General features: G+C 65.3%; 15 protein-coding genes. 1 reads left to right on the forward strand and 14 read right to left on the reverse strand.

Annotation, left to right across the window (positions count from 1 at the left end):
* Positions 1-352: 352 nt before the first annotated feature.
* On the reverse strand, positions 353-1,609 hold the full coding sequence (gene murA, locus A5779_RS18100) for a UDP-N-acetylglucosamine 1-carboxyvinyltransferase (RefSeq protein WP_054602914.1): 1,257 nt from the start codon (positions 1,607-1,609) through the stop codon (positions 353-355).
* Between the two features lie 97 nt (positions 1,610-1,706).
* Between murA and A5779_RS18105 the strand changes: the two genes are divergently transcribed.
* Positions 1,707-2,285, forward strand: a complete 579-nt coding sequence (locus A5779_RS18105; RefSeq protein ID WP_064884237.1) for a cob(I)yrinic acid a,c-diamide adenosyltransferase — start codon at positions 1,707-1,709, stop codon at positions 2,283-2,285.
* Positions 2,286-2,287: 2 nt separating this feature from the next.
* Here the strand turns inward: A5779_RS18105 and A5779_RS18110 are convergent, their stop codons facing one another.
* From A5779_RS18110 to A5779_RS18170, 13 genes are all read right to left on the reverse strand, one after another.
* Positions 2,288-2,734 carry a DUF2550 domain-containing protein gene (locus A5779_RS18110; protein WP_064884241.1) on the reverse strand — a complete coding sequence of 149 codons (447 nt, stop codon included), beginning with the start codon at positions 2,732-2,734 and terminating at the stop codon, positions 2,288-2,290.
* A 15-nt stretch (positions 2,735-2,749) separates the two neighbouring features.
* The gene (locus tag A5779_RS18115) at positions 2,750-3,115 is read right to left on the reverse strand and encodes a F0F1 ATP synthase subunit epsilon (RefSeq protein ID WP_044519622.1); all 366 of its coding nucleotides are present in this window, start codon (positions 3,113-3,115) and stop codon (positions 2,750-2,752) included.
* A 33-nt stretch (positions 3,116-3,148) separates the two neighbouring features.
* Positions 3,149-4,576 (reverse strand): F0F1 ATP synthase subunit beta, encoded by a 1,428-nt coding sequence (gene atpD / locus A5779_RS18120; RefSeq protein WP_044519623.1) that lies wholly within the window; start codon positions 4,574-4,576, stop codon positions 3,149-3,151.
* 41 nt (positions 4,577-4,617) lie between these two features.
* Positions 4,618-5,541 carry a F0F1 ATP synthase subunit gamma gene (locus A5779_RS18125; protein WP_064884243.1) on the reverse strand — a complete coding sequence of 308 codons (924 nt, stop codon included), beginning with the start codon at positions 5,539-5,541 and terminating at the stop codon, positions 4,618-4,620.
* Positions 5,542-5,548: 7 nt separating this feature from the next.
* Complete coding sequence (gene atpA / locus A5779_RS18130; protein ID WP_064884245.1) at positions 5,549-7,198, reverse strand: F0F1 ATP synthase subunit alpha; 1,650 nt, start codon at positions 7,196-7,198, stop codon at positions 5,549-5,551.
* Positions 7,199-7,245: 47 nt separating this feature from the next.
* Positions 7,246-8,583, reverse strand: a complete 1,338-nt coding sequence (locus tag A5779_RS18135) for a F0F1 ATP synthase subunit B/delta (RefSeq protein ID WP_064884247.1) — start codon at positions 8,581-8,583, stop codon at positions 7,246-7,248.
* The gene (locus A5779_RS18140) at positions 8,584-9,120 is read right to left on the reverse strand and encodes a F0F1 ATP synthase subunit B (protein ID WP_064884249.1); all 537 of its coding nucleotides are present in this window, start codon (positions 9,118-9,120) and stop codon (positions 8,584-8,586) included. It abuts the gene before it with no gap.
* A 9-nt stretch (positions 9,121-9,129) separates the two neighbouring features.
* Complete coding sequence (locus tag A5779_RS18145; protein WP_003888102.1) at positions 9,130-9,390, reverse strand: F0F1 ATP synthase subunit C; 261 nt, start codon at positions 9,388-9,390, stop codon at positions 9,130-9,132.
* An 88-nt stretch (positions 9,391-9,478) separates the two neighbouring features.
* Positions 9,479-10,255, reverse strand: a complete 777-nt coding sequence (atpB, locus tag A5779_RS18150; protein ID WP_055116170.1) for a F0F1 ATP synthase subunit A — start codon at positions 10,253-10,255, stop codon at positions 9,479-9,481.
* Positions 10,256-10,265: 10 nt separating this feature from the next.
* On the reverse strand, positions 10,266-10,712 hold the full coding sequence (locus A5779_RS18155) for an ATP synthase subunit I (RefSeq protein WP_064884251.1): 447 nt from the start codon (positions 10,710-10,712) through the stop codon (positions 10,266-10,268).
* Positions 10,713-10,978: 266 nt separating this feature from the next.
* Positions 10,979-12,226, reverse strand: coding sequence for a glycosyltransferase family 4 protein (locus A5779_RS18160; protein WP_082940060.1), 1,248 nt, complete (start codon positions 12,224-12,226; stop codon positions 10,979-10,981).
* Between the two features lie 7 nt (positions 12,227-12,233).
* The gene (locus A5779_RS18165) at positions 12,234-12,896 is read right to left on the reverse strand and encodes an L-threonylcarbamoyladenylate synthase (protein ID WP_064884255.1); all 663 of its coding nucleotides are present in this window, start codon (positions 12,894-12,896) and stop codon (positions 12,234-12,236) included.
* Positions 12,897-12,926: 30 nt separating this feature from the next.
* Positions 12,927-13,380 (reverse strand): class I SAM-dependent methyltransferase (locus A5779_RS18170; protein ID WP_461786799.1); only part of this gene is annotated, 454 nt, incomplete at its 5' end.

Below are 13,380 nucleotides of genomic sequence, written 5' to 3' on the forward strand. Positions count from 1 at the left end.
CCCTAAACGGGAAAAAGAGCGTGGCCAAAAACAACAAACAAAAACCACCAAACACACTATTGAGTTCTCAAACAACAGGCTTTTCTGCTTTGTCACCCTGTTTTGGGGCAACCCCACCAGCTTAATTTGAATCTTGCTGGCAAGTCAAGTTGCTTCATCCTGGCTTATTTCATCCGGTCTGAGGCAACCTCGCCAGCTTAGTACGTTCTCAGCTGGCTTGTCAAGTCGCTCTGGCCCCGGGGGTTTTCCCCGCTCCGCGGCGACTTCAAAAGATTAGCGCGAGCCTGCCTACAAGGTCAAATCGGCTGGTCAGCGCGATTTCGAGGCTGAAAGACAGGCTCGGACGTGCTGCTTACGAGCCTACTCGTTCGATCTCCGCTCCGAGGCTCAACAGGTTTTCCACGAACAACGGGTATCCGCGGTCGATGTGGAACACGTCGTGAACCTCGGTTTCACCGTCGGCGACCAAGCCGGCGAGCACCAGGCCGGCGCCGGCCCGGATATCCGAAGACCACACCGGAGCGCTCGACAGCTGCGGGATCCCCCGCACCACCGCGTGATGGCCGTCGGTCCGCGCGTCGGCACCCAACCGGATCATCTCCTCGACGAACCGGAACCTGGCTTCGAACACGTTCTCGGTGATCATCGATGTGCCGTCGGCCACCGCGGCAAGGCCGATCGCCATCGGCTGCAGGTCGGTCGGGAAACCCGGGAATGGCAGCGTCGCCACGTTCACCGCTTTGGGACGCTCGTACTGGACCACCCGGAAACCGTCGTCGTTCTGGGTCACGGTGGCGCCGGCGTCGTGCAGCTTGTGCAGGACCAGCTGCAGGTGTTGCGGGTCCACGCCGGTCACCGAGATGTCCCCGCGCGTCATCGCCGCCGCTATCCCCCAGGTGGCCGCCACGATCCGGTCACCGATCACCCGGTGTTGCGTGGGGTAGAGCCGGTCGACGCCGGTGATCGTCAGCGTCGACGTCCCGGCTCCGCTGACCTTGGCGCCCATCTGGTTGAGCATCGCGCAGATGTCAACGATGTCGGGCTCGCGCGCCGCATTGTGGATCGTGGTGACACCTTCAGCCAGTACGGCGGCCATCAGGATGTTCTCGGTCGCCCCCACTGACGGGAACTCCAGTTGGATCTCGGCACCCCGCAGATGATCGGCCTCTGCCACCACGCAGCCATGCTCGATGTTGCAGGTCGCGCCCAGCTGCCGTAAGCCCGCTTGGTGCATGTCCAGCGGCCGCGAGCCGATCGCGTCACCGCCGGGCAGCGCGACCTTGGCTTTCTTGCAGCGGCCGACGAGTGGTCCCAGCACGCAGACCGAGGCGCGGAACTGGCGGACCGCCGCGAAATCCGCGTCGTACTTGGGTTCGTCGGGCGACGTGATCCGGACGGTGTCACCGTCCAGCTCGACCGTCGCACCCAACCCCCTCAGCACCTCCGCCATCAGCGGTACGTCCAGGATGTCGGGGCAATTGGTGATCGTGCTGGTGCCCTCGGCCAGCAATGAGGCCGCCATCAGTTTCAGCACGCTGTTCTTTGCCCCACCGACAGCAACTTCGCCTGATAACCGGTTTCCTCCGGTCACCAAGAAACGCTCGCTCACGCCGGTCAGTGTAGACAGCCTGCCGTCGAGTTTCCGCCTGCTCGGACAGATCCGCCGAGCCCGGCGAGCTTGTCCTGAAGCCCGGTACGGTTCAGCTATGGCTGTTCATCTCACCCGTATCTATACCCGCACCGGCGACGACGGCACGACCGGGCTGAGTGATTTCAGCAGGGTTTCCAAGAATGATTCGAGGTTGGCGGCCTACGCCGACTGTGACGAAGTCAACGCCTCCATCGGCGTCGCAGTAGCCCTGGGCGAACCCGATCAGCAAATCCGGGCGGTATTGCGCCAAATTCAGAACGACCTGTTCGACGCGGGCGCCGACCTGTCCACCCCCGTCGTCGAGAACCCCGAGTACCCACCGTTGCGGATTTCCCAGGCCTACATCGACCGCCTGGAGAAGTGGTGCGACGAGTTCAACGAGGCACTGCCTGCCCTGAACTCGTTCATCCTGCCCGGCGGCAGTCCCCTGTCCGCCCTGCTCCATGTCGCCCGGACGGTGGCTCGCCGAGCTGAACGGTCGGCGTGGATCGCGGTGGATGAGCACGGTGAGTCGGTCAGCGTGCTGCCCGCGAAGTACCTCAACCGGCTGTCGGATCTGTTGTTCATCCTGTCGCGGGTCGCGAACCCGGAGGGCGACGTCCTGTGGAAGCCAGGCGGCGGAACCGAGAAATAGTTTCAGTAATTGCGGCGGCGAGCTCGCGGTGACGGCCGCGACTCAAGCCAGGAGGTGAACGCCGTGAGCGCGCCCCGGTCCAGCGCGATCTCATAGCCTTGGCGGCGTTCGGGGCTGGTATCGCGCAGCTCCAGAATCGCGATCTGATCGGTCATGATGTCGAACTCATCGCCACGTGGGAGGCGGCGCGACACCACTTCCAGCCCCCGCCGGCTCAACCGTCGGTCAGGCCACCACCGCATGCTGGACAGCCGGTAGAACCCGGCCTCCCCACCGCGGTAGCGCATCACTCCGTGGCGCCAGCCACTGCCGCCCTCGGCGGGGAAGTCACGCAGGATGGCTGCCGTCCCGCCAACCTGACGCAACTTCCACAATCGGTAACTCAACGCTCCGACCGCCAGTAGCAGAACGCAGACGAGCGCGACCATGACAATCATGGGCGCGCTCATCTGTCGTCTCTGTCGTCAGTCGATCTGGCCGAGAGCGCGCAGGCGCGCCCGACCCCATGCCGCTGTCTGCTCGTCGTCGGACTCCGCATCCCGCTTGGCGGAATCCGCGTCGATCTCGGATTCGAACTGAGCGTTCTCCACCAGGATGCGAACCGTCTCCTCGGTCACCGACAGGAAACCGCCGTCGACGGCGATCCGCAGATCGTCTTCGCCTTCACGCTCGACCCGCACCATGGCGTCGTCGACGAGCTCGGCGACCAACGGGATGTGTCGCGGCAGGATGCCGATCTCACCAGCGGTGGTCCGGGTGAAGACGAACGTAGCGGTGCCGGACCAGAGCTCACGCTCGACGGCAACGATCTCGACGTTCAAATCAGCCATGTCACACCACCTCCCTGTTTCCGAACGGCTTCATCACAGCTTGGCGCCGAGGCTTTCGGCCTTCTTCGCCAGGTCGTCCAGACCGCCGATGAGGAAGAACGCCTGCTCGGGCAGGTGATCGAACTCGCCCTTGGCCAGCTTGTCGAAGGCCTCGATGGTCTCCTTGAGCGGCACGGTCGAACCCGGCTGGCCGGTGAACTGCTCGGCCGCCATCATGTTCTGGCTCAGGAAGCGCTCGATCTTACGGGCGCGGTACACCAGCACCTTGTCCTCTTCCGACAGCTCGTCGATACCGAGGATGGCGATGATGTCCTGGAGATCCTTGTAGCGCTGCAGGATGCGGATGACTTCCTGGGCGACGCGGTAGTGCTCGTCGCCGACGACGCTGGGGTGCAGGATCGTCGAGGACGAGGCCAGCGGGTCCACAGCGGGGAAGATGCCCTTGGAGAACACCGCACGCGAAAGCTCGGTGGTGGCGTCCAGGTGGGCGAACGTGGTGGCCGGCGCCGGGTCGGTGTAGTCGTCGGCGGGCACGTACACGGCCTGCATCGAGGTGATGGAGCGACCACGGGTCGAGGTGATGCGCTCCTGCAGCTCACCCATCTCGTCGGCCAGCGTCGGCTGGTAACCCACGGCCGAAGGCATACGACCCAGCAGGGTCGAAACCTCGGAACCGGCCTGGGTGAACCGGAAGATGTTGTCGATGAAGAGCAGCACGTCCTGGTTCTGCTCGTCGCGGAAGTACTCGGCCATGGTCAGGGCCGACAGGGCGACGCGCATACGGGTGCCTGGCGGCTCGTCCATCTGACCGAACACCAACGCGGTGTCCTTCAGCACGTTGGCGTCGGCGAGCTCGACCCACAGGTCGTTGCCCTCACGGGTGCGCTCACCCACGCCGGCGAACACCGAGGTACCACCGAAGTTGCGGGCGATACGGTTGATCATCTCCTGGATCAGAACCGTCTTACCCACACCGGCGCCACCGAACAGGGCGATCTTGCCGCCACGCACGTACGGCGTGAGCAGGTCGACGACCTTCAGACCGGTCTCCAGCATCTCGGTGCGGGGCTCCAGGTCGGCGAATGCCGGCGGCTTGCGGTGGATCGACCAGTGGTCGAAGTCCTTGCCGTAGCCGGGCTCGTCGAGGCAGTCACCGAGGGCGTTGAACACGTGGCCCTTGACGCCGTCGCCGACCGGCACGGAGATCGAGGCGCCGGTGTCGCGGACGTCGGTGCCACGCACCAGGCCATCGGTGGGCTGCATGGAGATGCAGCGCACCAGGTTGTCGCCGAGGTGCTGGGCAACCTCGAGCGTCAGGGTCTTGGCGAGCGCGCCGTAGGTGATGTCGGCGTGCAGCGCGTTGAACAGCTCGGGCACGGCACCGCGCGGGAATTCAATATCCACCACCGGGCCGGTGATGCGGACTACGCGGCCCGCGGTCTTCTCTGCAGTAGCAGTCATTCTCTCTTCGCTTTCCTACGAGGCTTTCGTCTTTGGTCCGGCTAGCGCGCGTCGGCCAGCGCGTTCGCGCCGCCCACGATCTCGCTGATTTCCTGGGTGATCTGCGCCTGACGTTCGCGGTTGGCCGCGAGCGTGAGTGCCTTGATCAGATCGTCGGCGTTGTCGGTGGCCGACTTCATGGCGCGCCGGCGCGAAGCCGACTCCGAGGCCGCCGCCTCCAGCAGCGCCGCGTACACGCGGGTGGCGATGTAGCGCGGCAGCAGCGCGTCGAACAGGTCCTCGGCATTCGGCTCGAACGAATACAGCGTGTGCGGACCGGTTTCCGGCTCGCCGACGTACTCGACGACCAGCGGTGCGATCCGATGCGCCACTGCGGTCTGCGAGAGCATCGACCGGAATTCGGTGGAGACGATGTGCAGTTCGTCGACGCCCAGAACGCCGTCGGCTCCCGCATCGTCGCCTTCGTCGTCGGCACCGGACATGAACGCCGTCACCAGGGTGTCGGCGATCTCCTTGGCGTTGCTGTACTCAGGACGCTCCGAGAAGCCGGTCCAAGACTCGACGACCGCACGCTGGCGGAAGCTGTAGTAACCCAAGGCCTTTCGACCGACGACGTAGAGCACCGGCTCCTTACCCTCTTCCCGCAGCAGCGAGAAGAGTTCTTCGGCCCGGCGCAGCACGTTGGCGTTGTAACCGCCGCAGAGACCGCGGTCCGAGGACACCACGAGCACACCGGCCCGCTTGGGATTCTCCCGCTGAACGAGCAGTGGGTGGTCCAGCGCGCTGGCACCCGCAAGCTCGGTGAGCATGTTGGTGATCTCGGTGGAGTAGGGCCGGGCCGCATCGACCCGGGCCTGCGCCTTGGCGATCCGCGACGTGGCGATCAGCTCCTGCGCCTTCGTGATCTTCTTGATCGACGAAGCGGAGCGGATACGCCCGCGTAGCTCGCGAAGTGTGGCTGCCATTGGTTACCTAGGCCTTCTTCGGAGCCGGCTTGCGGACCTTGACCGATTCCTTCTCCAGGTCATCAGGATTCAAGGCTTCGGCCTCTGCGTCCTTCACGACCACGGAGCTGCCGTCGGTGGCGGCGAAGCCCTTCTTGAACTCGTTGATGACCGAGACCAGCTTCTCTTCGTTCTCCTCGGAGAGCTTCTTGGTCTCCTTGATGCCCTTGAGGATGTCGGAGTGGCTGGCCTTGACATGCTCCAGCAGCTCGTCGACGAAGCGGGTGACGTCTTCGGCCGGGACCGAATCCAGGTGACCCTGGGTACCGAGGAAGATCGAGACGACCTGATCCTCGACCGCCAGCGGGCTGTACTGCGCCTGCTTGAGCAACTCGACCAGGCGGACACCGCGGTCCAGCTGAGCCTTCGAGGCCGCATCCAGATCCGAGGCGAAGGCCGCGAAGGCCTCCAGCTCGCGGTACTGCGACAGATCCAGGCGGAGACTTCCTGCTACTTCCTTCATCGCCTTGATCTGCGCGGCGCCACCGACACGGGACACCGACACACCGACGTTCACAGCCGGGCGCACACCCTGGTTGAACAGGTCGGACTCCAGGAAGCACTGGCCGTCGGTGATCGAGATGACGTTGGTCGGGATGAACGCCGAGATGTCGTTGGCCTTGGTCTCGATGATCGGCAGACCCGTCATCGAACCACCGCCCAGTTCGTCGGACAGCTTTGCGCAACGCTCCAGCAGGCGGGAGTGCAGGTAGAAGACATCGCCGGGGAATGCCTCGCGGCCCGGCGGGCGGCGCAGCAGCAGCGAGATGGCGCGGTAGGCGTCGGCCTGCTTCGAGAGGTCGTCGAAGACGATCAGCACGTGCTTGCCGTCGTACATCCAGTGCTGGCCGATGGCCGAACCGGTGTAGGGCGCCAGCCACTTGAAGCCGGCCGGATCGGAGGCGGGGGCCGCGACGATGGTGGTGTACTCCATCGCGCCGCCCTCTTCCAACGCCCGCTTCACGCTGGCGATGGTGGTGCCCTTCTGACCGATCGCGACGTACACGCAGCGCACCTGCTGCTTGGGGTCGCCGGTCTCCCAGGCCTCACGCTGGTTGAGGATGGTGTCGACGCAGACCGCGGTCTTGCCGGTCTTGCGGTCACCGATGATCAGCTGACGCTGGCCACGGCCGATCGGGGTCATGGCGTCGATGGCCTTGATACCGGTCTGCAGCGGCTCGGACACGCCCTGGCGCTGCACCACCGAAGGGGCCTGCAGCTCGAGTGCGCGCCGCTCCTCGGACTCGATGTCGCCCTGGCCGTCGATCGGCTGACCGAGCGGGTTGACGACGCGACCGAGGAACGCGTCGCCGACGGGCACCGAGAGCACCTCGCCGGTGCGCTTGACCTGCTGGCCTTCTTCGATCTTCTCGAACTCACCCAGGATGACGGCGCCGACGCTGTGCTCGTCGAGGTTGAGCGCCACACCCAACACACCGCCCGGGAACTCGAGGAGCTCCTGGGTCATGACCGAGGGCAGGCCCTCGACGTGAGCGATGCCGTCACCGGCGTCGACGACGGTGCCGATCTCTTCGCGCTCGGTGTCGGCGGAAAACGAGGATACGTAGTCCTCGATGGCACCTTCGATATCAGCAGCCGAGATTGTCAACTCTGCCATGGTTTTTCGTCTTCCTACCTTGTTCTTGGGGTGGTTCGTGGGGGTTATCAGTCCGGCAGCTGTGTCGCAGCGGCGGCCAGACGGGATGCGATGGAGCCGTCGATCACTTCGTCACCGACGGTGATCGACAGACCACCGAGCAGTTCCGGGTCGACGTGCAACTGCACTGACACCGGGTGTCCGTAGATGCGGGTGAGCACCTCCGACAGCCGGGTCCGCTGAGCATCGGTCAGGTCAGCCGCGGCGGTCACATGAGCAACCACTTCGCCGCGGCGGGCGACTGCGAGTTCGGCGAGATCGATGACGGCCTCGTCGGCACGCTCACCGCGCAGCAGTCCCACAGTCTGGGTCAGCAGCGCCGCCGCCGTCCCGTTCCCACTCGCGTTACCGCCGAGGACCTTGTCCAGCAGGGCGACTCGTCCGTCGACCGGGGCGGTGTAGTCACTGAGCAGGGCCGAGAGTTTGGGCTCGGCGTCGAGCAGGCGGCCGAACCGGAACAGCTGGTCCTCCACCTCGTCGACCTCACCGGCGATCTCGGCGCGCTTGAGCAGCGCCAGACGTGCGGTGTGTTCAATGGCGTCGACCAGGTTCCCTTCGGTCGACCAGCGCTGCGAGACCGCAGTCCGCAGCACGTCCAGTGTGGTGTTGCCGACCTTGCCCGACAGCAGACGATCGACCAGCTCGGCCTTGGCGCCGTTCTCGTCGGTCGGCTCGGCCAGATGCCGGTTCAGCGTCGACTCCGAAAGCAGAAGCCTGGCGACGGAGGCCAGTTCCTCGGCCAGCGTGGTCAGCCCGTCGGCGTCCAGACCGTCGGCGACGGAGTCGAACTTCCCGACCACGACCGCCAGCGACTCGCGGCTGGCCGCGCGCAGCTTGGACGTGGCCGCGGTGTCGATCACCACTGCCGATGGCGCCATCTGGTCCAGCTCGGCCAAGAACCGGTCGACGGTGGCCGCCTGTGCGGCCGGGTCGGCGACGTGTGCCCGGACCAGTGCGTCGGCCTTGGCCACCGACTCCGATCCGAGACCGGTACGCAGCTGGCGGATGAGCTGCTGGCGCATCAGCTGAACCTGCTGAGCGCCTTGGGCCTTGATCCGCTCGGCCTCGGTGCCGGCCTGCTCGGCCAGCTGAGCGGTGATCCGCTCGGAGTCCTGCGCGGCCTCGTCGGTCACCTTGGTCGATTCGGCCTTGGCGTCGGCGAGTGCCTTGGCATGCATGTCATCGGCTTCGGCGAGCTTCTTGGCCGCATCGGCGCTCTCGGCGAGCGCGACCCGCACGGCTTCCTGCTGCTTCTGCATCAGGTTCCGCACCGGCGGCACAACCCACTTGATGATGATGAATGCGATGACGGCAAAGCCGATCAGCTGTCCGATAAATATCGACATCTACTGCGTCCCACCTGATTTCACGTCGACGCCCAAAATTCGGCTGGCCAGGGTCTTCGAGAGTCCGTCCACCGAAGACTCCAGTCCCGACCGCACACCGGCGCCCTGGGCAGCAAGCTGCTCATCGGCCTCGCGCACGGTTTCGGCCACTTCGGAGCTGGCCTCGGCACGCTTGGCGTCGACCACCTCGCGACCCGCGGCGCGGGCCTCGTCACGGATCGCCGATGCCTGGGTGCGAGCCCCGGCCATCGCCTCGTTGTAGTCGGCCTGTGCCGCGGCCACCTGCTCGGCCGACTTCCGGTTGTCGGCGGCGGTCTTCGCCAGCATCGCTTCACGCTCTGCCAGTACCTTGCCGACCGGTGGCACAACCCATTTCGCGATCACAGCAAGTGTGATCAGGAAAATGATCAGCACGGCGAAGAAGGTGCCGTTGGGGACCAGGAAGTTGCTCTGGCCCCCACCGCCTTCCGCCGCTGCCTGGCTTGAAGCCAGGATGTTGATGCTGTCCGCCAGGACAGTCGAACCGAGTTCACCCATGCTGATGGACTACTGCAGGCCCGGGGTGGCGAAGACGAACAGCGCCATGAAGGCCAGGTTGATGAAGTACGCGGCCTCCACCAGACCGACGGTGATGAAGAACGGGGTGAACAGCCGGCCCTGGGCCTCGGGCTGCCGGGCGATGCCCGAGATCAGCGCGTTACCCGCGATACCGTCACCGATACCAGCGCCGATGGCGCCGCCGCCCATGATCAAACCGCCACCGATCAGCGCGCCGGCCGTGATGAGGGCGTTGGGGTCGAGTTCCATTCCTTTTATCCTCCTTGATAACTGGTGGCTGTGCCGCCAGAGGTTCGTGTGCTGCAGTTGTAGGGATCAGATATGTGGATCAGTGAGCTCAATGGTCCTCGTGGTCCAGCTCCATCGACTGGCTGAAGTACAGGATCGTCAACAGCGAGAAGATGAATGCCTGAATCAGGCCGACGAACAGGTCGAAGGTCTTCCAGATCGCATTGGGTGCCCACTGGATGTACCAGGGGAACATCGCGATCAGCGCGACCAGGATGCCGCCGGCGAAGATGTTGCCGAAAAGACGGAGGGCCAGCGAGATCGGCTTGGCGATCTCTTCGACGATGTTGATCGGAGCCAGGAACGCGACGTGACCCTTGATCACCTTGACCGGGTGGCCGATGATGCCGCGGCGCCAGATACCGGCGGCGTGGTAGGCGAGGAACACGAACAGTGCGAGCGCCAGCACGAAGTTGATGTCGGAGGCCGGCGGCTTGTACCACTCGGCAGCCGCGCCGTCCGCGCCCCCGTACTGCAGCGGCAGCACCGCGAGCCAGTTGGAGATCAGGATGAACACGAAGATCGTCACCGACAGGGGCAGCACGAAGGGTGCGACCTTCATACCGATCGAGCCCTCGATCTGCTGGCGCATCTGGATGGTCAAGGCCTCCCAGAACAGCTGCACACCGCCCGGCACCCCGGTCGAGGTGACCTTGGCCCGCAGGACGAACGCCAGCGCGATCACGATCACCGCGGTGACCGCGGTGGCCAGGATGGTGTCGCCGTTGAACGTCATCCCGAACAGCTCGAACACCATCGTGTGGTGGCCGACGTGGATGGCGGCGCCACCCTCTTCGGCGGCGAGCACGGTCGTCGTCTGAGTCATATAGGTCAGCTCAACCCTTCGATTCCGTATCCAAGACATCCAGGCCGTTGGAGCGGATCTTCCGCAGCACGGGGATGCTGGTGCTCATCACCAGCAGAGCCTGGAAAATAGCCAGCCCGAACAGCACCGCGATGCCGTCGTGCTTCTTGAAGAAAAGTGCGATGCCGAGTGCGATCGCAGTGATGATCAGCAGCCGCGTCGCGGAGTTCACGGCCATCTTCTTCTTGAGCGGGTGATCCTCGGCCGTGATCGCCTCGACGGCCCGACGCACCAGCAGGGCGTTGATCAAGCCGAGGACCAGGCCGACACCGAAGAAGACGCCGAAGAAAATGTGTCCGATGTAACCGGCCGCCCCGACGGCCAGCCCGGTGAGGACGACGCAAACAATCAGTAGACGCAGTGGCCGGAAAGCCACCGACGGGAACACCAACGGCGCGTTCTGCGCTGGTGTCGTCACTGATTCACCCCAATCCCGCTGTCACGAAACGCCGCACCCTCGGAGATGCCAACGGTTGCTGCCCCCTGGCAAAACCCTGTGCGCGCCCGACGAGAATATCGGAGGGCGGCGGGCGGGCTCGATTCACCCACGGGGTAGCTCCCTTTGTCGGTCGTTGATCGGCACCTGACGGTTCGTCGAACCGAGGGGCCGGGCCGGCAACCCGCGAGGTTTTTCGGGTTCTGGCAGCACCCTAACACATGGTAGGCACCCCTAAACGTGGCCTACTACTTTTTGTCGTACTTCGCTTCGTGCTCGTCTTCGGACGCTTCATTCCCACGTTGCAACAGGGGTATCAGTGTCACCACGATCGCCACCACGATGGCGGCCGCGACGACCGCTCCGGTGTAGCGGGGATCGAAGAAAATCGTCGCTGCGGCACCGAAAGCGATGATGCCCACCCATAGGTAGATCAACAGCACGGCGCGGCGATGCGAGTGCCCGATCTGCAGCAGTCGGTGATGCAGATGCATCTTGTCGGGGCTGAGCGGACTCCGGCCTGCCCGGGTGCGACGCACGATGGCCAGCAACGTGTCCAGTGCAGGCACCAACATCACGGCGATCACCAGCAGGAACGGCGACATCAGCGCGAAAACGTCGCGGGCACCGTAGGCGTTCTGCGAGATCGGCCCGGCGGCGGTCGTCGACGCCGCACCCAACATCAGGCCGATCAGCATCGATCCCGAATCGCCCATGAAGATCTTGGCCCGGTGGAAGTTGTGCGGCAGAAAGCCCAGACAGGCGCCCGCCAGCACCACCGAGATCACCGCGGGCGGATAGAACAGTACGTCGCCGCCGTGGTCGCGCAACAGCCCGACAGAGAAGATGCAGATGGCCAGGGCCGTGATGAGTCCCAGCCCGGCGGCCAGACCGTCGAGTCCGTCGACGAAGTTCATCGCGTTGACGATCGACACCGTCAGGGCGAGCGTCAGCAGGATCGAGGACACCTGGTCGAGCACGATGGTGCCCACTCCCCCGAACGGGATGTAGAGCACGCTCCAGGCCACACCCATCGTGACCAGCACGCTCGCCGCGGTGATCTGGCCGGCGAATTTGGTCAGGGCGTCCAGCCCCCAGCGGTCGTCGATCAGCCCGATGGCCATGATGAGCCCACCTGCGACCACGACCGCGGGCATACCGGTGGAATAGACGAAACCCCGCGTGAGTGCCGGTAGTTGGGAAGCCAGCAGCACCGCGGCGGCGACCCCGATATACATCGCCAACCCGCCCATCCGCGGTATCGGCTGTACGTGGACATCGCGTTCCCGTGGGTAGGCGACGGCGCCGACCCGGATGGCCAGCACCCGCACCCAGCCGGTGGCGAAGTACGTGATGATCGCGGCGGTCAGGCCGACGAGCGCCAACTCACGCAGCGGAACACCGGCACCTCGGTCCGACAGAGCGAGAAGCCCGGAATTGACCGCGGGGATCACTGCGTCACCGGCCGACATCACCGATGAACCGTACTGCAGCAAGCTGAGATCACTCCGTAGGTGTTGTTGTGAGCGTGGAGATTTCCACGCCGACGACCCTGGCGATGTCCGCCGCGCTGATCGGACCGGCGCGCAGGATGCGTGGCTGGACGCCGGTGAGGTCGACGATGGTGGACGCGGCCTGTTGCTCGGCGGGCCCGCCGTCGAGGTAGACCTCCACCTTGTCGCCGAGTTGCTCGTGGGCCTGCGCTGCGGTCACCGCGGCCGGCTGACCCGACACGTTGGCACTGGACTGGGCCATGGGGCCGACCTCCCGCAGGAGTTCGATGGCCACCGGGTGCATCGGCATCCGGAGCATGACGTTGCCGTTGGCGTCCCCGAGGTCCCACTGCAGCGACGGTGCCTGCGTGACGATCAGGCTCAGCGCGCCCGGCCAGAATGCCCTGATCAATTCGCGGGCGGCCGGCGGCACCGAGTAGACCAGACCGTCGATGGTGTTCCACGAGCCGACGAACACACCGACCGGCATGTTGCGGCCACGGCCTTTGGCCGCGAGCAGACTGCCGACCGCGTCGCGATCGAAGGCATCCGCACCGATCCCGTACACGGTGTCGGTCGGCATCACGACCAATCGGCCGCCCTTCACCGCGCTGATCGCCGAGGCGATGCCGGTCGCACGCTGATCAGCGTCGGTGCAGTCGAAGATCGTCATGTCGGCTCCCCGGTCGGTGCGCGCATCAACTCAGCTTCTCCCAATCCTCGTCGCCGTCACAAAGCGGGGTCGTCCGGCCAGGTCGCGGCGCGCGGTGACCTCGGTGAAGTGACCGTCGTCGACGAAGGCCCCGACCGACAGTTCGGAGGTGGTGTCGTCGTGCTCGACGGCGCAGGACGCACCATCGCGCAACCACCGGGCGGCGAGTGTGACGATCGGCCGGATCACCGACATACCGTCGGGGCCGCCGAACAATGCGGTGACGGGATCATGTTCGGCCACTTCGGGTTCCAGGACCGCGGCCTCGGGGATGTAGGGCGGGTTCGACACCAGCAGGTCGACCCGGCCGTCGAGTTCGGGCAGCAGGCCGGGCGCGGTGACGTCCGCGTCCAGTATCTCGACCCGCGTCCCGGTGGCGTTGCGCCGCGCGGTGGCCCGACGCGCGCGTGCTGGCCGTCGAGAACTCGCCCGCGGCCCTGGAGTT

The organism is Mycolicibacterium peregrinum (genome assembly GCF_001665625.1).
Taxonomy (GTDB): domain Bacteria; phylum Actinomycetota; class Actinomycetes; order Mycobacteriales; family Mycobacteriaceae; genus Mycobacterium; species Mycobacterium peregrinum_B.

Coding starts and splice junctions, on each gene's coding strand:
- A5779_RS18105 (WP_064884237.1), top strand. CDS start 1,707: ATGGCTGTTCATCTCACCCGTATCTATACCCGCACCGGCGACGACGGC.
- A5779_RS18110 (WP_064884241.1), bottom strand. CDS start 2,734: ATGAGCGCGCCCATGATTGTCATGGTCGCGCTCGTCTGCGTTCTGCTA.
- A5779_RS18115 (WP_044519622.1), bottom strand. CDS start 3,115: ATGGCTGATTTGAACGTCGAGATCGTTGCCGTCGAGCGTGAGCTCTGG.
- atpD (WP_044519623.1), bottom strand. CDS start 4,576: ATGACTGCTACTGCAGAGAAGACCGCGGGCCGCGTAGTCCGCATCACC.
- A5779_RS18125 (WP_064884243.1), bottom strand. CDS start 5,541: ATGGCAGCCACACTTCGCGAGCTACGCGGGCGTATCCGCTCCGCTTCG.
- atpA (WP_064884245.1), bottom strand. CDS start 7,198: ATGGCAGAGTTGACAATCTCGGCTGCTGATATCGAAGGTGCCATCGAG.
- A5779_RS18135 (WP_064884247.1), bottom strand. CDS start 8,583: ATGTCGATATTTATCGGACAGCTGATCGGCTTTGCCGTCATCGCATTC.
- A5779_RS18140 (WP_064884249.1), bottom strand. CDS start 9,120: ATGGGTGAACTCGGTTCGACTGTCCTGGCGGACAGCATCAACATCCTG.
- A5779_RS18145 (WP_003888102.1), bottom strand. CDS start 9,390: ATGGAACTCGACCCCAACGCCCTCATCACGGCCGGCGCGCTGATCGGT.
- atpB (WP_055116170.1), bottom strand. CDS start 10,255: ATGACTCAGACGACGACCGTGCTCGCCGCCGAAGAGGGTGGCGCCGCC.
- A5779_RS18165 (WP_064884255.1), bottom strand. CDS start 12,896: ATGACGATCTTCGACTGCACCGACGCTGATCAGCGTGCGACCGGCATC.